The organism is Bacillus sp. FSL P4-0248, assembly GCF_038593305.1.
Classification (GTDB): Bacteria; Bacillota; Bacilli; order Bacillales; family Bacillaceae; genus Bacillus; species Bacillus safensis.
Genome location: NZ_CP151983.1, coordinates 791,912 through 812,578, shown reverse-complemented (window position 1 = coordinate 812,578; position 20,667 = coordinate 791,912). Strand labels below are relative to the sequence as shown.

At 37.0% G+C, this 20,667-nt stretch carries 10 protein-coding genes; 1 reads left to right on the top strand and 9 read right to left on the bottom strand.

All coding sequences use genetic code 11. From position 1 onward, the window contains the following. Positions 1–4: 4 nt before the first annotated feature. A complete protein-coding gene (locus NST65_RS03950) occupies positions 5–6,157 on the bottom strand; it encodes a SpaA isopeptide-forming pilin-related protein (protein WP_335363547.1) in 6,153 nt (2,050 codons plus the stop codon). 699 nt (positions 6,158–6,856) lie between these two features. Here NST65_RS03950 and NST65_RS03945 point away from each other — a divergent pair. Further along, complete coding sequence (locus NST65_RS03945) at positions 6,857–8,365, top strand: helix-turn-helix domain-containing protein (protein ID WP_251232617.1); 1,509 nt, start codon at positions 6,857–6,859, stop codon at positions 8,363–8,365. 53 nt (positions 8,366–8,418) lie between these two features. Here the strand turns inward: NST65_RS03945 and NST65_RS03940 are convergent, their stop codons facing one another. The 8 genes from NST65_RS03940 to NST65_RS03905 form a co-directional block, all read right to left on the bottom strand. Further along, a complete protein-coding gene (locus tag NST65_RS03940; RefSeq protein ID WP_024425245.1) occupies positions 8,419–8,700 on the bottom strand; it encodes a hypothetical protein in 282 nt (93 codons plus the stop codon). 333 nt (positions 8,701–9,033) lie between these two features. Continuing rightward, complete coding sequence (locus NST65_RS03935; RefSeq protein WP_041116229.1) at positions 9,034–10,317, bottom strand: hypothetical protein; 1,284 nt, start codon at positions 10,315–10,317, stop codon at positions 9,034–9,036. A gap of 23 nt (positions 10,318–10,340) precedes the next feature. Next, on the bottom strand, positions 10,341–10,910 hold the full coding sequence (locus tag NST65_RS03930; protein ID WP_034283720.1) for a hypothetical protein: 570 nt from the start codon (positions 10,908–10,910) through the stop codon (positions 10,341–10,343). A 225-nt stretch (positions 10,911–11,135) separates the two neighbouring features. Continuing rightward, the gene (locus NST65_RS03925) at positions 11,136–12,320 is read right to left on the bottom strand and encodes a DUF1835 domain-containing protein (RefSeq protein WP_061110577.1); all 1,185 of its coding nucleotides are present in this window, start codon (positions 12,318–12,320) and stop codon (positions 11,136–11,138) included. Positions 12,321–12,570: 250 nt separating this feature from the next. Continuing rightward, positions 12,571–13,758, bottom strand: a complete 1,188-nt coding sequence (locus tag NST65_RS03920) for an MFS transporter (protein WP_061110576.1) — start codon at positions 13,756–13,758, stop codon at positions 12,571–12,573. Positions 13,759–13,791: 33 nt separating this feature from the next. After that, positions 13,792–14,601, bottom strand: coding sequence for a MerR family transcriptional regulator (locus tag NST65_RS03915; RefSeq protein WP_061110575.1), 810 nt, complete (start codon positions 14,599–14,601; stop codon positions 13,792–13,794). Between the two features lie 210 nt (positions 14,602–14,811). After that, complete coding sequence (locus tag NST65_RS03910) at positions 14,812–15,228, bottom strand: DUF6508 domain-containing protein (RefSeq protein ID WP_326135418.1); 417 nt, start codon at positions 15,226–15,228, stop codon at positions 14,812–14,814. An 837-nt stretch (positions 15,229–16,065) separates the two neighbouring features. Further along, a complete protein-coding gene (locus tag NST65_RS03905) occupies positions 16,066–20,577 on the bottom strand; it encodes a hypothetical protein (protein WP_342489322.1) in 4,512 nt (1,503 codons plus the stop codon). Positions 20,578–20,667 lie beyond the last annotated feature (90 nt).

Below are 20,667 nucleotides of genomic sequence, written 5' to 3'. Positions count from 1 at the left end.
CCTTTTACTGAATGGTTCTTCTTCTAAGAACAAGGAGAATAGTTCCAGACACTACTAGTAAAATCCCTGCATACATCATATAACGCAGCCATTCTTCTCCAGTCTTTGGCAGCTCACCGTTTGAGTCATGAGGCGGATGCTGATCCCCTTTATCTGAAGCTGGAGGATTCGTGTGATCCTCTTCATTCTTCACTGGTGCATTTTTCACAATCATTGTCTTGATCTTCACTTCGCCCATTTGAATTGTAAAAGCGAGCGGCTTCTTTAAAGCTACATAACCATCTGGTGCTTTCGTCTCTGTGAGTATATATTCTCCAGGTGTAAGCCCTTTGACAATCGCTTCTCCGTCTTTTCCTGTTGTCACAGATTTTATGGTTTTCCCGGCTTTTGTACGAATGTCAAAGGCTGCCCCTTTTAAGGTTCTATCTGTCTGCTGGTCTACCTTTATGATACGCAGACTTCCTAAGATCAAGTGATTCTTCGCTGTTAATTGAAGCGGCTTCTGCTGATTTTTCTCAATTGTGAATAGGATCGGCTGATGATCCAATTGATAGCCATGAGGTGCTTTCGTTTCAACGAATTGATATTGTCCCGGTTTTAAATCGTTGATGTGAAGCTTGCCTTTTTGGTCCGTTACAAGTGATTTCTTCAACGTTTTTCCTTCTTTACTCAGAAGAGCAAACTCTGCATTTTCCAGCGTATGTCCCTCATCATCCACTTTGGTCAGTTCCACTGCTCCCGGCGTCAGCTTGTTAATCATTTCTACTTTTGATGGTTTGTCTTGACCTAATCGAATCGTAAAGGTGACAGGTGTCTGATCCAATTCATAGCCGGCAATGCTTGCTGTTTCGACAAATCGATAGGTGCCTGGCTTCAGTTGATCGACTGTTAGTTGACCGTTTTTATCTGTCTTTAAGTCTTTCTTTATACGTTGATCGTGCTCATCAAGCAGATCGAAGGTCACTCCATTGAGCAACTGACCATCTTCTCCTTTTTTCTGAAGCTGCACAGCACTTGTCGTCCGAATATTTTCTTTTGTCACTTTCACCAGTTGTTTAGGATTGAAATCAATCTTAAAGTCTACTGGTTCTGCATCAAGTTTATGTCCAAAAGGAGCCTTCGTTTCAACCAATTGGTAAGCGCCTGGTTTCAAATCGTTGACACTGATAATGCCTTTCTCATTGGTTGTTAAACCTGACATCAATTCTTTACCATCGTCATTGAAAAGGGCAAATTCTGCGCCTTTCAATCTCTCTTTTTCTTCCCCTATTTTGGTGAGTTCTACAGAACCTTTCTTGAGCTGATTGATGGCCTCCACTTGAATCAATTCTTTTTGACCTAATTCAACTTGAAAGGCAAGTGGTTTCGTACTCAATTCATAGCCTTCAAGACTCTTTCTTTCAACAAATTGATAGGTTCCAGGTTTTAAACCTGTGAAGGTGATCTTTCCATCCTGATTGGTTGTAATCCCTTCTCCTCCTGCCACTATCTTTCCTTTGGCATCAGATAGGTCAAAGACAACTCCTTCTAATGATTTCCCATCTTCTCCTTTTTTGTGTAACAGCACTCCGCCTGTAGTGCGGCTATTTTCTTTTGTCACACTGACCAGCTTCTCAGGGTTAAATGGAATAGCAAAAGTGACAGGTGTTTCGTCAAGCTCATGACCGAATGGAGCCTTCGTTTCAACAAACTGATAGGTTCCAGGTTTCAGATCGTTGACGATGATCTTCCCGTTCTGATCAGTGACGAGACCTGTTTTTATCTCTTTTCCATTTGCATCTACAAGCTTAAATTCGGCTCCTTCAAGCACATCATCCTTTTCACCGAGCTTTGTGAGCTGGACAGCTCCAGTTTTAAGATCATTGATCACTTTGATCTCTGCTGGTGTTTTTTGTGCGACTTCGATGGTAAACGGATAAGGTTTATTTTTCTTTTCGTAACCATCAATACTCTCTGTCTCTACGAGCTGATATTTGCCCGGTTTGAGGTTATCGACAAAAAGCTTCCCATCTTCATCTGTTGTCAAATCTTTACGCACAACTTCGTCATTTTGATCCCTGACTTCAAAGCGAACACCTTGAAGTTTCTCGCCATCTTCCCCTTCTTTCATCACTTCTAATGCACTTGTTTCATATAGGTTCTTTTGCGAAATAACGACTGGTTCCTTTGGATCAAGTGGTACTTCAAATTTGATTGGTGTTTCATCTAACACATAACCATCTGGTGCTTTTGTTTCAATGAGCTGATACGTACCCGGTCTTAGTTCGTTTATCGTGATCTTGCCATTTTCTCCTGTGACAAGCGAACCTTTTAACTCATGCCCGTCTTGATCTAATAGCTTGAACTGTGCACCTTCTAGTCTCTCTCCGCCTTCACCTATTTTGCTCAATTCTGCAGAGCCTTTGATGATGTCATTTACGGCGGTTACAGTTGTTGTTTCTGTTTGATTTTCTTTAATGGTGAACGGCCATTTTTGCTGATTTAATTGATAGCCTTTCGGTGCGTTTGTCTCCACAAAATAATAGGAACCTGGCTCAAGATGTTTGAAAAGAATTTCTCCTTTTTCGTCCGTTTTCAAATGGGTTTGGACGGTCTCTCCAGATTCATTTTTCAGTTCAAATTCTGCATTCTCTAATGCAGCACCTGTCTCTTTGTCTTTTTTCATTAATTTGACATGCTGGCGTATTTCTTGGTTCTGCACCGTCATGCTATTTCCTGTTTTCGCTTGATCTCCTGATTCGTAAGGCTGATCAATCGTTACATGGATCGGTTCCTTCGTCTTAATATAACCATCAGGTGCTTTCTCTTCTGTCACGATATAGTCACCATACAGAAGACGATCAAATCGAAGAGCTCCTTCTTCATCTGTTGCCTTTGTTCCAATGACGATACCACTCGCAGCATCTGTCAGAGAAAAGCTTGCTCCTTTTAGCGCTTTTCCAGTACTTGCATCTACCTTTTTAATGGTTAAAGCACCAATCGCTCCTGTGCCATCTCCCATGCCAGCTGTGCGTTTGACCACAATTGAGGCTTCGGATTCCTTTTTGATTTCTTTTACATTTTCACCTCTAAACGTTACTTCGTTTTGAAGTGTACTTCCCACTTTATCTAAAATGAGAGATTGGTATTCTAAAATATATGGTCTCGTGATTTCTTCTTTAAATTTAATTTGAAAAGAATCTGGATCGAATTCAAGGTCTAGCTCATAATCCTTCCCTTTTTCCAGCTCTTCTCCTTTTGCCACTTGCCCCTTTTCATCTATTGTCGTCGAATAGAGATGAAAGGAGTTTTCTATTATGGCTTGGTTACTGCTTGGATGATCTATAATCGTCGCATCTTGGACGGTTGATTGACCAAAGTTGATATTCAGTTTCCAATCAATGACTTTCCCTTGTTGATTTCCTGATTTGCTCGTGTATTTCCCTCCATTTGGAATGGACACTACAGCATTCACGTCTGATTCTTTTGTCTGTCCATCATAAAGGGTCGCCTTATTATCGTAGGTTTTCTGTACTAAATCCATTCCTTCAACACTTGTTTGATACGTGATTTTGTATGGGGAATCAATGGCTTTTTTGAAAATGACTTCGAAGCCTGTTTCTCCCTTTTCATTTTCAAGGAATTTGATGTCATAATGTTCTTTCGCTAATACCTCTTTTTCTTCTGCTCCATTTTCCCCGCCTTGTAAATCAAGCGAGTAAACGGTGATTGAATCTTTAAGCAAACGCTGATTTCCTTGAATGAAATCCTCGATTTTCGCCTCTTCTAAATGTTTCAAGTTATAGTTCACACCGATATTCCATGTGATCTCTTTTTTCTTTGCATCATAAGTTCCGTTCTTGAATCCATTTGACTGCGTGTATGTGTCAGGCGTGAAGACAGATTGATTTTCCTTCGTCAAATCCTTGCCATCTTCATTTACCCATTCAAGCTTTACATGATTACGCAGGTTCTTTTGATCCTTATCTGCTCTTTTTTCATAATCAAAAGCCGTTGTATATGTGACGGTATGTTCTGTGTTTATTTCTTTCATAAATTGAATATCAAATCCATTTGCATGTTCAACGATTAGATAGTCTGTGCCTTCTTCAAGCACTGAATTGCCTGTCGTTACTTTTAAACTATCTTTTTGCAGCGTCAATCCTTCGTTTGTAAACGTATCTTTTAATATTAGATTGTTCATCGTTTGTTGATCTTTGTTGAAGGTGATACGCCATGGAATGGTCTTGTTCTTGTAATTCGGTGTTCCATGACTTTTCGTTAGGATTTGCTGGTCAATTCTTTGCTTCCCTTGTTTGCTCTCTTTGCCAGCTGTTACCGTATTGATAATCTCTTCAGCTTCAAAAATCCGCTCGGCTGCTTTCGTTTGATAGGTGATGAGATAAGCTGATTGAATATCTTGATTGAATTGCAAGGTAAACCCGTTTTGTTCATCCTTTTTTTGAGGTTGAACTACATAATTTTCAAACGCTTTAGTCCCTGCTTCGTTGCCATTTTGATCAATTGTGACTTCTTTGACTTGAAATGAATCAGAAATCAGCGCCTGTGTGCCGTTAAAGTAGTCTTCTAACAAAGCGTCCTTTTGAGCCAGCTTTTTTTCGTTATAGTTATATCGAATTTCCCATGTAATTGTTTGTGTGACTGGATCGTAGTGAGCGGCTTTTTTATTTAAAGGACTGCCTCTTGTCACATTCACTGTTCCTTCTGCTGAACTGATCACTTTATCACCAGAAACAAGGGACGCTTTATTACGAAATGCAGATTGATCCTGATTCGTAATATCCGTTTCATACATTAAACGGTAAGCTAGATGAACGTCATCTTTAAATTCAATCGTGAAATCTTGACCATCTGCTGTTTGGCCGATTGTGTAGTGGTTTTCGTCAAGCAGCTGACCAATCGATGTTTCGCCATTTAGCTTTGTATCAATACGATAAAGCTTAATTGAATCTTTTTTCAACGCCTGACCTTCTTGAATCGGATCTAACAGTTTCGCTTGTTTCACATCTTCTAAATCCATATTAAAATCTACTGTCCATTGAATGGTTTCAGCATTGTAAGTTCGATTTGGTTCTCCCTTTTTAGAGACATTCGGGCCATTTGGAATGTATTTAATCGGGATGGATATTTTATCCTTTCCTTCAATCGGGGTAATGACCACTTCTTTTTCTTCAGTAATGACAGTTTTTTTATCTAATTGCGTCCACACTTGAAGTGTTCCATGAATATTTGAATATTGTTTAATAAAATCAGTGAACTCGATGGAGGCATTTCCGCTTTCATCTACAGAAAAATAACCAATGGTTGCCTGATTAAATTTCATCTCAAGACGATCGATTTTTTCATAAATCACTAATTCCTCTGGAACCTTGAAATGGAATTCATCCCCGCCATTATAGCTATGACCGTTCGGGATGGCCCACTCATAGTTAATGGAAATCAGTGAGTTGATATCAGGCTTTTCAACTGAATTTCCTTCCTGATCTTCAAATATTAATTTCGCATCAGTGAGGAGATTTTCTTGTATCAGCATTTGTTTTGAAACACTTTGCAGCCCTGCACGCTTGGACACGCTCACTTTGTTTTTTAGTAATTCATCTTCATCGTTTTGTTTCGTTTGAGCGGCTTCTTGATTGTTAGAAGCTTTATCTTTCTCAGATGAGATTGAGTCATCTTTTGGAAGACTTTCTTCACCCTTATTTTGCTTTGTTTTCTCTTCTTGCTGAGTTATACTGGTGACATCGATGTCAATTGATCCTTCTAAATTTGGATCGATCTCAACATCTTCTTTAAATGTCACCGTCACTTCATTTTCTTTTGAAACGGTATACTCGCCAACAGTTATGTCACCCACAGTAATGGGTTCCTTCTGCTCCTTCTCTACCTGGATGGCTGAAGGAAGAGTGAGAACATACGGATATTGTTTTTTTAGATCAATTCCTTTTATAGACCAATGTACAGTGGCCTTTCTTACTTGCTGATCTTCCATGCTTGATAACTTATTGCCTTCGCTATCAGCAAACTCAATATCCCCATAAATGTTTTCTTGAATTTCTTTTGCTTGTGCCCCTGCTAAAGGCAAGATTCCTAATATACTAGACTGTATGACTAGCACTGTAATGAGTGCCAGCGACAATATTCTTTTCAATACATCCACCCTTTTCTAAAATTAATTTTCAACAACGATAAAAAATCATTCGTATACTGTCAGATCAATCACTCCGCTTCTGATCAATATTTTCTAAAAATTGCACCTTAAGACCCTATGAATAAAATGAGTTGATCAATCATGAGCTTGAAAGGTCATCATGAGTAGTGGTTAGAGTAACTGGATTGGGGTCTATAGAAATGGGGAATAGTGAGAGGATCGTGAAAAGATTAAATGTGAATTTTATATTTATACTGGAATGAACAATAAACGATGTGTACATGCATATATAAGCATGTATTCACATATGGTTCGTTCATATGAAGAAACAAGCATGTATCATATCGTATGTAAGGTGAGTCAGTTCAGCATTATATAAATCGCATTCCTTTCTACTCCCTTTCATATGGTAATCAAAAAGCTGCTGCGTTTTATTCTTACATTTACCGTTTCAATAGCAAAAAAATAAACAAAATGATCCATTTTTATAGGATTCATGGATCACTTATAACCTTTTAAAAGAAAAATATGGAGAATCAACGAATAACATTTGTTTTTGTCTAATTTTTTTCTCTTTTATCATTAAAAGTGAAGACAAAACACTTTAGCCTAAACATTACAATCATTTCATGCTATATTGAGAACAAAACGTTCTTTATGATGACTTCATCATATAGAGGCAAGCCAAGGGAAGGAGTTAGTTGTTTAATGGAGCTTATTGATAATAAATCAAAGAGATGGATAAACATTTTAAAACTGCTTGTATCAAAAGATAAGTGGTGGAGCCTACAAGAGATATCGAATGAACAAATCGGTTCGGTTCGTGCCATTCAAAGCGATTTAGAACAAATGAAGTCGTTCCAAACAGAGAATGGAGAGCCGTTAATCCACATAAAGCCAAGACAAGGCATATCCATTTGTTATACACAGACGATACGAGTCGACTACTATATCAAAGAAATTCTAAAAGATACGATTGAAATTCGATTGATTGACGGCGTTTTCTTTGAACAAAACAGGTCTTTCTATGAATGGATGGACACGCTGAATATCAGTAGATCCACATTGTATAACACCATTCATAAAATCAATTCGCTCCTTATCTCGTATGACATTGAGTTACGACCAGATAGTATGCAGTTCCATGGAAATGAGAAGGAGATTCGTCAATTTTTTGTGGAATTTTTGTTTGAAGTCTATGGAAGCAGGCTTTGGCCATTCGATGATATTCAAAAGCAAGATGCAGTTGATTTTTTACAAAAACTATTTCAGGTGCTCGAAGTCAATCTACCTGATGTGGCTATAGATAAATTTTGCCTATGGCTCGCCGTTTCCATACACCGAGTGAGGAAAAATTTTTCAATACGACGCAATTATAGGTACTCAATGGATAAGGAAAAACAAACAGCTACAGCTAAAGGTATCTATAATCAAATCAAAAACTTGGAAGAACACGTTTGCCAAATGACAAAGGACACTTTTGGTGTTACGTTGGATCGTCACGAATTTGTCTTTTTACTATTGATTGAACCAGCTATTGGCCATTATAAATCAATTGAAACTGTCGAAGAAAAATTGACGTTCTTTCAATCGCATACACCACACCTCTTCGAAGCCATTCATTCCTTTATCAATCAATTGGAGTTGATTTTTCATCAAGAGGTGGCTAATCGCAAGGTGATGACACTGATTCTTCTCCAATATTATGTGTATTCTAGGGAAATTACCGTAAGAGATGGATTCCTTTTCAAAAAGAAATCGAGGTATTTATCAGAGGTAAAAAAACAGCTTCCTTACTTCTATTCGAGGATTACTCATATCATTCAAGAGTTAAAAACAGACGATATACTTGCTTCTTTTGTGAAAAATGAACGAGAATTGATTCGTATCATTACTTCTAACTGGAGGGGGCTTGTTCATTTGGAAATGGATCGGAGAAACGTGTTGATCATTTTTGTCATTTCAACATTAGGTTATAATCATAGTTTGTTGATTGCAGATTTAATTAAATTAAGATTGCCTCCTCTCATTCATATTTTCACAAGTCCAGAAAATACATTAAATGAACTGACAATGGATCGACTTGGGATTGATATGATTGTGACCGATACTGAGCTTCCTAATCAATTAGGACGGTCTACACTGCTGATCAGCTCTTTTCCAACAAAGAAAGAATTGGACAACTTGCACTCAAGATTGGTTGATATGACAAACTAATATTCACAAGAAAAGCTGCTGAGGAGCTCTCAAGCAGCTTTTTTGCTTCTGTATTAATGAAGCGCTATTTGTTCATTCATCAAATCAATGGCGTAAAGCGATTGCTCATATTCATCTAATAAAAGGTAGACTTTGAGCGGTGCAGCGGTTTGATCTGTCTGCTGCGTGAATAGGACACAAGTGAATTTTTCGATTCCTTCTGGCAGCTTGCTTTTCAGAAAGGGATGAAGAATAGGAGAGATTCGAAGGGTATCAACATCTTTCAGCCAAAGCTCATCTTGTAACGCAGGATAATGGTCAACCAAAAACTGACGAAACACTTCCAATGTACTCAAGGTAGATATCCTCACTTTCTTCTATTTATGGCTTTAAGCTTACCTAAAAACAAACATGTTCAACTCATCCTATGATCTTAGTCCGCCTAGTTTCGCTTACTACTAGAGACACGAATTCCTCTAAAAGATTGTAGATCAACTTTACTGCAATGGGTTTTCAATATGTATGACGTTTACTATATGAAATACGAATTCCAACCGATGGACCTATGATCATATTCTTATCTGTTTCTTTCGTGATGAAACGACAACTTCCTTCTACAAAATTCCATTTTTCTTCAAAAAAGAGGGAGATGGGCAAAAAAGAACAGCTGCTCACTGTTCTTTTAGAAGTTATGAAAGGTCTGTCAAAGAGAACACTTCACCGCTCACTGCATCAACGCCTTCATGACAGTCGAGCTTTCCGCATAAAACATATTGTTTTTGCACATCGTCATAGACGTAGATGGGTGTAAGTTCGAGGCGCTCTCTCAATGTTTCAAAGGCTTCTTTCGGAGATATGGTGATTTCACTAACTGTTTGAGATGGATTGAGTATCCCGCATACTTGAAACATCTCTTTTTTATCTATGTAATTAATGACTTCAAAAGTGCTGGCATCAATGAAGACCTTGATCTTATCCATAAAACCACAGCCTTCTTGCTCATTCGTTTTTAATATCGCTTGGATGTAGCCATGATCACGGTGGAGTGTTTTTAGCACCCACTTCCCTGTATCCTTTGAATATTTTTGTGCCAAAAAGGTTCGAACCGCTTTGATACACGCAGCTTGCTCTTCTTTTGAGATTGGGAAGGTATCTGGTGAAGGCTCCAGTGACAAGGCTTGTTCAGCAGTAATGTCCTCGTTTATATCGATTTCCTTTTTTTCAAAGCCTTTGTTTAACGGTTCATTCCACTCCATCACCTGATTCATGTGTATACAATGTGTTTCTTCACGTCCAATTTCAAACGGTATCGTTCCTGTTCCATCGTTCTTGACATAAATTTCTTCTAACGCATATATAGGGCGGATTCGATTCTGCTCGAAGAATGGCCAATCAAACCGCTGCACTTGCTGCTGGGCTAAATCCTCGATCCTATCAATGGAAAGCACATATTCTTCAGTTTTTAGTCGTTTTTTTGCCATAAATGGCCCTCGATGTATATAGTGAATGAGCTGCCCATGTTCATCCCATTTCACTTCGATTCTGCCTGAAGGCGTCACTTTCACACCATCTATTGCTTCTTCGAAAAAAAGTTCCCCTTTCTCCTTTTGATGCATGTGAAAATGCTCACCATAGACCAATCCTGTTTCTTGTTCGATCCATTGAATGACATAAGCTGGATAAGGTCTCTTAAACGTGACACCATTCTTCGCGAAGGTTTTGTCCATGACAAAAATAACCGATTCAGCTTGGCCTGTATTTAAGTTCACGTCAATCACAGCTGTGCCGTCCGGGTTTAGATCATCGTCCTCGGGTTCAGCTTCATGAGAGGGAAACCATTCCATATTCAATGTATAAACCGTTTCATTGAACATATTGACGTAGCGATGAAAACTGTGTCTTTTTAAATAGTAAAGATCTAAACCAAATTTCGCCTTTGTCTGATCGATCAGTTGTTGAATGTTTGCATTCATTTGTTTCACCTCAACATTCTGTTTTATGGAAGAAAAAAGATGACGATAAATCCGAATATGACAATCACTGATAATAATCCTAAAGCCATTGCCATCATGTTTGATTCCTTTGTAAAGCCTTTTAATCCATGCGCTTCCGTCGATCGGTCGATTTTTCTAAAGCGAAAGAGCATGCTTATATTGATAATGGCTAGAGCCATAACAAATAAGAAAATGAGAAACTTAGGTTCTATATGAAAAAATGGATCTTGCATCGTTTGAAAACTAAATGACTGGAAGAACATTAGTCCGCTCAATATCAATTTCCAAATATTTTCCACTCTTTGTTCTTTCTCCCACTCTTTTCCCAATTTCTCTTTTTCATAAATGGCTACCTGCTCAAATATGGGAATGATAGACTTTGTTGATCCTTTTTTGATCAAGCCGTAAATGCCTTGAAGGAGCATGAAGATTCCTAAACAAAGAAAGAAATATGTAAATTGAATCTCAACTTTTTGAATCAAAACAAAAAAAATCAAGATCATCATGCCAAATAGCAAATTAGAGGTAACTACTTGTTTCGTCCTCATTTTTTTCAGTGCAGCTTGTTCCATGTAATACTCCTCTCCGTTTTAAATGTTTCTGTTGAACGCTCTATCTTTATTACGATTTTACCGAAAAAATGTTTCAATATTTTCCCTTTCCATTGCAGATTCCGTTTTTCTGCGGATCTTAAATTCTTTCATAAATAAAAAATAAGAATTAAACATTCATTTCCATCAGTTCAACGAATGTCTAATTCTTAGAAAACCTACATTTACTTAATTAATTCTATTGTTTTAAATAAAATATCTCGTCATTTCACTTGGGCTGTATTCAATTTGATACGCAGGAGATAATTCACGTTTCACTTCTTTCGTGATACGCTCTCCTTCTTGATTGAACTTCCTTTCCATGTCTACGCCATTTGGCAGCAAATCATCGGTTTCTTCGTCAAACCAGCGACCATACTGTACATTCCAATTCCAAATCTTTGAGAAAAGGGTATCGCTTACTGGTACATCATCTCTTTCTAAATGACATTGACAATGCCCGCAATGAAAGGGTTCACTACCGTAATCTCCTTCAATTTTCACAAAAGGATGATCTACAAACTCTCGACAGCATACCCATTTTTTGAAATTCTGACCGAACTCTGTCAGTTTAATCGAGTAATAACGCATGGAAGTTCGTTTTCCTTTCATGTCAAAAATCCCCTGATCAATTAATATCTTAAGTCGATACTCAATAAAATCATCCCCGATATACTGATCTAAATGACCAATGACTTCCCCTATCAGGCGTGGAGTTACGATGTACTCCTCTTCTGGCGCGGACTGATGAAGCCGCTTAGCCATTTTCACTAAATAAGCATCAAATTCATCTTCTGGTACGCTGATCGTTTGTCCTTTTTGCCATATCCGCAGCGTATGATTTTCTTTAGCAAATGAAAGCCATTCGTTTTGTAATCTTTCTCTTTCTTCTTTTGTCACTGTGTGAATATGCTCTTTACTCTCGTACAAAATTTTAAATTTTTCAGATGCAATTTCTCCGGAATGTCGAATATCCATTCTTCTTGTATTTGTATTGAACAGCTGATCAAATGCTGTCGTTATATTGATTACAGACAATTCAACCCTTTTTTCTTTTAATAAATAGACGGCATATCGCAAGCCAATTTGCTCATGGGCATTACTGCCTGTCCAGATAAGAATACGACTGCCTGCTTTTATCTCCTTTATTTGTTGAAGCATTTTATGCTGATCGTTGACCAAGTCATCAAAATAGCCAAATTCATTTGACATCACATTACGCAGCCATTCTATACGGTTCGCTTGTCCTTTATGTTCGTGTAAATGTAGAAGTGGTCCAATCGAATAAATATCATCAAAAGCGATGATATCATCTATTTGATCTTGCTTCATTTCACGTACTGCTTGTTTTAAACTACCGGCAGCTGCCGCCCCAAATATGATATGTATCATCATCCGTCTCCCTTTATCTTACAGTTTATTTCATCTTCACCTATTCATGGTTCTTACGTCAATTCTATTGAGTCAATTTCATTCAAAAGTATGACAAGGAGATCAGGTATTTACAGAAGTAATAAAGCAGAACTGCAGAGATAAGAATTTTTATAAAAAAAGCCCACGAAATGGGCCAAGGAACTACCCGAAATAAGTAGTTCCCACAATACAATACTAAATTTGTATGTTCACTAGTGAATCGATCATGTTATCTACCTTGCTCCATCACCTTCAAACTCTTCTGCTGAGAGATTCTGTCAAACGCCACCATCAAGATGGTCATGAGTAAAGCGAGAAGAACCGTTCCAGCGCTGATCCAGCTTAGGTGCAATATAGATGTCCTGCTCAATACAAGCCCTCCTAACCCCGAGCCTAAAGCAAATCCGAATTGAATAAACGATGTATTGACACTTAATGCGATATCAGGAGATTTGGGTACAAGTGTGACGAGATACAGCTGCTGAGCTGGAGATGTGCTCCATGTAGCAATCATCCATATCATGATCACCGCCACCATGACCACGAGATTCCCTGACACAAATGCCAGCAGCATCAGCATGATGATTTGTAGAATAATTCCGGAGAAAATCGTGAATGTTGGGCCTTTTTTATCTGCTGCAACCCCTCCAAGACTGGAGCCCAAAAAGCTGCATATTCCCGCTAGTAATAAAATGCCGCTGATTTCTGTTATGCTAAGGTTTGCTGATTCTTGCAGGAAGGGCGTTAAATAGGTAAATAAAGTGGAATATCCGCCTACATAAAAGAGTGTAACTGCCACTGCAAGCAAAATTCTCTTATCTTTTAATATCGATAATTGCATACCTAGCGTCACCGGTTCTTGTTCTTTCATAGAAGGGATGCGCCTATACACAACAATCAGCGGAATGAGCGTGATCAATCCAATAGCTGCGAATAATGCTTTCCATCCAATCATGCTGCTTAGAAATGTCCCGATTGGAACACCTAAAACTAAGGAGCTGCTTAATCCCATTAAAATGATGCCAATCGCTGTTCCTCTTTTTTCTCGTTCGACAAGGCGAGTAGCCACAGCCATTGCCACCACAATGGCCGTCCCCCCACTAATTCCTTGTAAAACCCTAGTCATCAGCACCATTTCAAACGAATGGCTGACACTTGTGATGATATTACTTAAAGTAAAAATGATCAGCATCCATGATAATATTTTTCTGCGGTCGATATTGATGGTCAGTGCAATGACAATCGGCGCGCCGATTGCTGCTGAGAGCGCTAATGATGTGACCAATAAACCAGCAGCAGATGTCGTGACCTGTAAATCATCTGCGACCATTTGAATAATTCCTGTAATGATATATTCGATCGTTCCAATTAAAAAGGCTGCTAAAGCAAGTAAATACACAACGGCTTTATTTTTCATAGTCGCTTTTCTCCTTTGGGCAATGTAGACGATTTATAGTTGAATGGGAATTTGAATTTCAATGAGTCTTCCTTCTTCATTTTCAGCCAACGGGTAATAAATCTCTCGGCCCGGCTGATCTTCTTTCACGCGGTATCCGTTATGTTCGATCCATGTCGCCAGGTCAACACAAGCAGTTTGTGCAAATGGAGAATCTGAATGAAATAAGAGCGTCGCCATGGTTTCTTCAGCTGGTAATGTGCGTATTGTGATGCCCTGAGGCAGAGAGCCTCTTATCGCTTTCGCGGAATACCCAACCTCAAATTCGAACTCACTTTCTTTAGCAATTGATTCCCTCCACAGCACGATTTGCGGCTCAGAGTTCAATTCTTGCGGATGTAACAAATGATGAAACGTTTGAAAGAAGGAAGGGATTTCGTCAACAGTTCCGTTGGATTGAAAAGACATGAAACGTTTGCTTTCAACCGATTTGATGATAACCTCCTGCTCTTTTTCCACACACCCCTCTCGTTTGATGAGGTGCATCCGCTCCTTAATACGCGCTAATTTCTGTTGTTCTCTCTCGATCAATTGCTGAATCTCACTCTCTTTCAAGAGAAACATGCCCTGAATCTGCTCGACAGAAATATCTTCACGAAGAAGCTGACCCATTTGCTTTAACGTAAAACCTAATTCCTTGTACAGAAAAATCCGATTGACCTCAAGCAGCTGTTCAGCTGAGTAATACCGGTATCCGGATTCTTGATCGATCTGCTTAGGCTTTAATAAATCTATTTGGTCATAATACCTTAAGGTTTTGACAGGGACTTTACTTAACATAGAAAAATCACCGATTTTGAACATCCTGCATCTCCTCCGATTTGTTGATCTGATCAAAGTATAAACCTTTCAGTAAAGGGGAAAGTCAATAGAAGAATTTTAAACATGTCGATTCAAACAAAAAAAGCACTATTTTCAAATAGTGCCTGAAACGAAATTTTTTCAATTCATTTTCCGAAAGTTATTTGATAAAAATTGAGCGCACGCCATCATCACATCATCGTTTAAATTTGTTCAATCATTCTCCAAACGTTCCAATCTTTCAAGCCACTTGACAATAGCTCCGTTTGTAAAGAAATCGAGTATGACACCATCGCAAAATCGTTCAGCTCTCAGAACCCCCATGATGAGAGCCAGTACACACTGCGCATTTACATTTGAGGTGTCCACATTCTCCATATCGTTCGTTCCACCCTCAATGCCATTTTCTTTGAGGATCTCACTGTAGCGGGTAAGCTCCATTTCTTGACGTTGTTCTGCAAAGGTATAGACATCCTCGATAAAACGACGGACCGTTTCGGAATAATTCACAAAGGGCGTCTGAATCGGGTGTTCTGCTGTTCCATCATTTTCTTTATCTATTACCCATTCACCAATATCATCGACTTGAAGCATAGGGATATAGTTTGTTAAGATTTTAAATTGACTCAATCTCATCCTCCACCTTTCCATGAATTAAAAATTCTTTGATCGACCTCTCTGAATAAGTTAATAAAAAGTCCGTGATGATCGTACAAACTAGAAGCCAGTATTCAAATCACGACCCATTTTTATTCATTTCACTTTTTACACTCGTACCATCGATACAATTGCCTCCACATGCACGGTATTAATCATCTTGCTCGTCAACGTTTATGTGTCATATTAAATAATAAGCTGATACCAGCTGTGAATAAAGCGTCAAGGAATTTATAAGACGATTCTCAAATATAAAAACACCTCTGTCACATCGTTGCGAAGAGGTTATGTTCACTATTTTGTCTTTATACTTCTTAGAAAGGCACTTCTTTTCTCTCTTGCATTTGTCAGCATCGTACTAAATGAAAACCCTCTTTATTTCTTGCCTCATTAAAATTTGTTATGTAAATTTTAATAAGTCTCACCTCCGGATAAATATTGTACACCTTGCTAAGTAAAAGACTTATTATTGGGCAGCTTGTAAACCTCATGTTGGTTTCCTTTAAATAATACTCGACCTTTTACATTAAACTTTTGTACTTTATATTTTATGAATATGATTTGTTAGATTCATTTCCTAAAAATTGATGAACTTCATGCTTTCTCTGAACACAAAAAAATATTTGGTCGACTAACAAATAACTGAGAAAGAATAAATTCAAACTTCAAAATCGGATCGAATTTAGTTTGGCATAAACAAATTTTTCATGAAGTCTTAAATTTAAAACTTCCTGATGGCAAACCCTATCCCTTCTAAATAACTACATCAGTGGATAATAATACTGTTCTTCCACTGATGCCATAAATTAATTAATTTTTAAAACTATAGTTATCTTTCCAATTTATTTCCATGAAATTTTCCTTTTCCATAGAAATTATATAGTTGAACTCTAATCTTTTTGAAACACTTCCTACATCATTGAAAATTTGCTTTTCTCCGCCGATAAACCAAGTCAACTGTAAGTCATTCTCTTCTAACCATTTTTCAAAATGATCTGATTTAACCAGAGCTGCCGATGGTCCTTTTTCTAATTCACTTGGATCCATAAAGATTATCTCGCCGTCGGAATTCTCCCATGTACTAAAATTCCCTAATGACCACTTTAAATTAAAGTCTTTAATTAATTGTTGATTAGGTAAATAGAGAGAAATATATTGGTCAATGGATTTATCTCTTTCACCTGTTTCCCATTCATATTCGTTAACTGGTACTAAATGTTGAATATTTAAAGTTCGAGAATCTTCACCATTACGCCAAACATCAAAATCCTTATAGTAAGGATGCCATGGATATTCTCGTAAAAAACCTTGGTGTGAGGAACCTCGTGGCGCAAAAGTAGAAGGGGCAAATAAAGCTTTATCCTTCATTTTTTCAAGTACATTATCTACATCATTTTTTGGTACAACGCATGTATTAATTCTATACCACAACTCTTCTTTAGATTTACCATCAATCGTTTTATTCGCCCATTTTCTAAAGCCACTCAAGTTACGCCACTTTTCACCTTTACTATCAGTTACTATCAATAAATTCTTGAAATCAGGAAGTGTGTCTTCATCGAACACCCAATCATCCGATTCATTGACACTAAAAATCGGTGTATATGGTGACCACCAAACCTTTCCAAACTCATCCCAATTTGAATCATTTGTAGCTCTCAGCCATATAGTAGGATCAATGTCGCGTTCCCAAAGCTGCCATGGCCCTTCATATTCTGTTTCATCTTCATATTTGTTAGCCCAAAATAAATTGTCTGCCATTCTAGCTAAAAGTTCATAAAATGCAATCCATTGATATTTCTTACCAATCCGTTCAATTTTTGAACCTTCCCTACCGTAAGTATTACTGTGTCTTCTTTCAAAATCACCAAACATTTTTGAGGTCCAACCAAACTCATATGCTTTTTTGCATACCCATCTTTGCGCCCATTTTCTACAAAAAATTGCTACTCTATCATTAACGCCTAAACCTGTTAGCCACCTAAAATATTCTTTAACCTCTTCTGACAATGCATCATTGATACGTTTCTTTAAAGAATCCCAATTATCACTTGGACTATCTATATTTTTAGTAACAACTGAAATTTCCCTAGGCATTTCATCAACCTCTTTAAATAACTCCTCAAGGTCATATTCTGAATCATTTAAAACATCGTCTATAATATTAACTGTAACGGGCTGACCATATGATTTAATTCTTTGATTGATTTCTTTTAAGTACTCTTCTCTTAACTCACTAGGTACTTTTTCAGCAAATTCTAAATGTAATTCATATGATGTTTTAGGACGACTTTCCGTTAGTGATGTTGCTGACCAGTTATGTACGCAGGACATAGTATAGTTACCAAAATCCCCTGGGAATCCCATAAGAGAACTTTTAATCGAAGAATATTCATCTTCATCTAAATCTTTAATGTCTGATTTAGTAGGATTTTCAATTGGCCATTCACTAATATACGGCGGTCTAAAATTTCTGCTCATTTCTTCAGCGATTAAGTTTTTATATAAAGCGTATTCCATTATCCCTCGAGCATAATCCCTTAAAAGAAGATGTGGTTCTGGTTTCTTATGGGTAAATTGCAACTCATAAACCTTCTCTGCAATTTCTCTTACTTCATCTAAATCATTAATATTGCAGACTACACCATAACTAACTGCATACAATCTTTCTTTTAAATATAAATCGTCTATATCATTAAACTTCGGTAGCAACTCATTAATGATATATGGACGATAACTTAAAATTCGAACTAATGATTTAGTAGCTTGATCCCTTACTTTTCTATTTGAAGTCGTTGTCATCCATAAAAGTGTGTAACTCAATAATCTTATTCGCTCGTCTTCTACATCGTTTAAATCCGCATACAATGCCCAATCAATTAAAGTTCGAGTTACAGATTCAGGTTGTTCTTCATCTTCCTCATAATCACTTACTGCTATATGCGTTGACCATAAGCGGTCTCTTTCCGTCAATTTTCTTCTTTTTAAATTTTCATGTAAAAATTCTGCATTTAATGGATGATTAGGTTCTGTAGATAAAGCTAATATCTTATCTAGCGACTCATTGAAAAAACCGTAACTAGAAATTTTATTTAATAATGCAACTGTCCTATCATTAATAGAGTCTTTGCTACGTAATAAAAGAACATTCGTAAACGATTTATCAAAAATCGAATTATAATGTGTACTTTCTTCAGAAACAAAATCAACAAACTCTAGATTGAATCTTTCTGGGAAAACTATGCCTAATGCTTCAATAATCCCTGAATACTTATATGGGTTCTTTATTATTTCTTCTAACTTCCCATGAGTTCCAAACTCCGCTTCAAGATTTTCTGCATTCAGATTATCAATAATGTTTTCTGCAATGAAATAATCACTAAATCTTTCGTATGTAAACCTAACAACTTCAATTGCATTTCCATTACTATCAGTTATCATATCTAATGCTAGTAAACCTTCTGAAATGAGTATATCGATTAAATCATCATCAAAGTTAGGTTTAGGATCCACTTCTCTAAAAACGTCCGCTGCTAAATTTATTTCAATTCCAAATAATTTATCTGGGTATATTAGTTCGATCAATTTTGATAAAATTCTACTAGAAACATTTCTATTCCCCATATATTTTTTTCTACGTTTAACAACATTTTCAATACTTTCCAAATAAAAATTAAAGATTGCAGTCTGGCCTTCAAGACCTTTAGGGAAAGAAGTCAACCCTTTTGATTTTATTGCTTTACAGCATGTTTTTAAAAACAATGGGTTACTGAATTCTGGAGATAGTAGTGGTACAGAAGGTTTGTCTATACCTTGTTTCGACAAATACTTCATAGCTGCTCGGTGTTCAAATCCTTTAAACCCTGTATGAAAAATCTCCACTATGTTCCCTTTAATATCTTCAGGTAATATGAAATCCTTATAAGTTGATCTACAGCTTATAAGTAAAGCGATATGAGGATAATTTTTTAATTCAGCTATAAATGACATTAGTTGATTTTGCCAATCAAAACGATTATTACCTTCATTTAAGGCATCAATAATAATTAATGTTCTAGTTTTCTTTGCTTCTCCAGCTGCATCCAAAGCCCCTAGTAACTGTTTAAAACTTACGCCCCTCAAATCAAGTTCTTCAGCTATAATATTAAGTGGATTACCTCCAGAATACCTTTGACCTAATAGAAAGACAGTAGGTAAATCTTCAGCTATACGCTTTTGTGCTATATCACATAATAAATGTGATTTCCCTATTCCAGCATCTCCTAATATGACTACACTTTTTGTTTCATATGCTTCCGTAGCAATACTAAATATAAAAGTCTCTATACTATCTAGTGCCTCAATAACTCCTCTAAATTGATACCTAATATCTTTCCATCCTTCGTTCTTATCATTGATATTATCCCAAATAAAATTATTGAAATCAGCAGCTAAGCCTCTTAAACCTTCAAATCCACCCCTAATATTTGTAATCCTAAGTTCATCGTATTTAGTAATTAAAATTTCTAAATACGATTCTTTAAATTTAGTTGCATTCTCTTTGAAAACAGTCCAGTTTGGTCCTTTATTCAAAGTTTTATTTTCAAAGCGATCTAACTGGTCTATCCTATGGATCAAATCGAACAGAATCTTTTTTTGATTATTAATTGCTTCTTTCCATTCAGGAGATATACCTAATCCCTCTACTTTTTTCTGAATAGGTAAATCAATATGATATTCCTCTGAAAATCGCTCACCTAAAGAAATTTTCGATTTATTAGCTAATTCCGTAAAAGTTCCCATACTCAATACTGGCTCATTAAACCAGTATAATGTTCTACCAATATAATTACTTTCGTCCCTTTGTAGCATCATACTTAATTCGTGACGACCCCAATATTCAAACTCTACGTTCATTCCCTTATCTTTGGCTAATTCCGTCCAGCTTTGAACATATTGATTCCATTTATCTAAGGAAGATACAACTTGCTTCCCACCACGACCAGTTTTTCGACTATCGTTTAAATCCTTTGGCACACTTACATAATATTTAGTTAATCTAGGATGTTTATCAATCGCTGTTCTAACTGAACCATCTATTTGACTCCATTGACTACCTTCGAGCCTGTCAGTAAAATATTTTGCTTGCCAAGCATGCTCTGAACCATCTTCCAGGATCCAATAACATTCAACACCGCCATCTCCACCAGCACCATCTTTTCGGATGAAATTCTTCCCTTGATTTGGTTTATTTAAATGGGCTATTTGACAAACTAACTCTTCAAAGCCCCCGTCTTTACTACCATCAAAAGACCGAATACGAGTAAAATCAAGTTCAATCATTTAAACAACCTCACTATTATAGTAAAATAATCATAAAAGTTCTTATATTCAATTATACAGCATTAAAACTAAATAATATAAAAATTTCAA

What these genes read in the sequence shown, in the direction of transcription:
- NST65_RS03945 (WP_251232617.1), top strand. Translation starts at nt 6,857, where the DNA reads ATGGAGCTTATTGATAATAAATCAAAGAGATGGATAAACATTTTAAAA.
- NST65_RS03935 (WP_041116229.1), bottom strand. Translation starts at nt 10,317, where the DNA reads ATGAATGCAAACATTCAACAACTGATCGATCAGACAAAGGCGAAATTT.
- NST65_RS03930 (WP_034283720.1), bottom strand. Translation starts at nt 10,910, where the DNA reads ATGGAACAAGCTGCACTGAAAAAAATGAGGACGAAACAAGTAGTTACC.
- NST65_RS03925 (WP_061110577.1), bottom strand. Translation starts at nt 12,320, where the DNA reads ATGATACATATCATATTTGGGGCGGCAGCTGCCGGTAGTTTAAAACAA.
- NST65_RS03920 (WP_061110576.1), bottom strand. Translation starts at nt 13,758, where the DNA reads ATGAAAAATAAAGCCGTTGTGTATTTACTTGCTTTAGCAGCCTTTTTA.
- NST65_RS03915 (WP_061110575.1), bottom strand. Translation starts at nt 14,601, where the DNA reads ATGTTCAAAATCGGTGATTTTTCTATGTTAAGTAAAGTCCCTGTCAAA.
- NST65_RS03905 (WP_342489322.1), bottom strand. Translation starts at nt 20,577, where the DNA reads ATGATTGAACTTGATTTTACTCGTATTCGGTCTTTTGATGGTAGTAAA.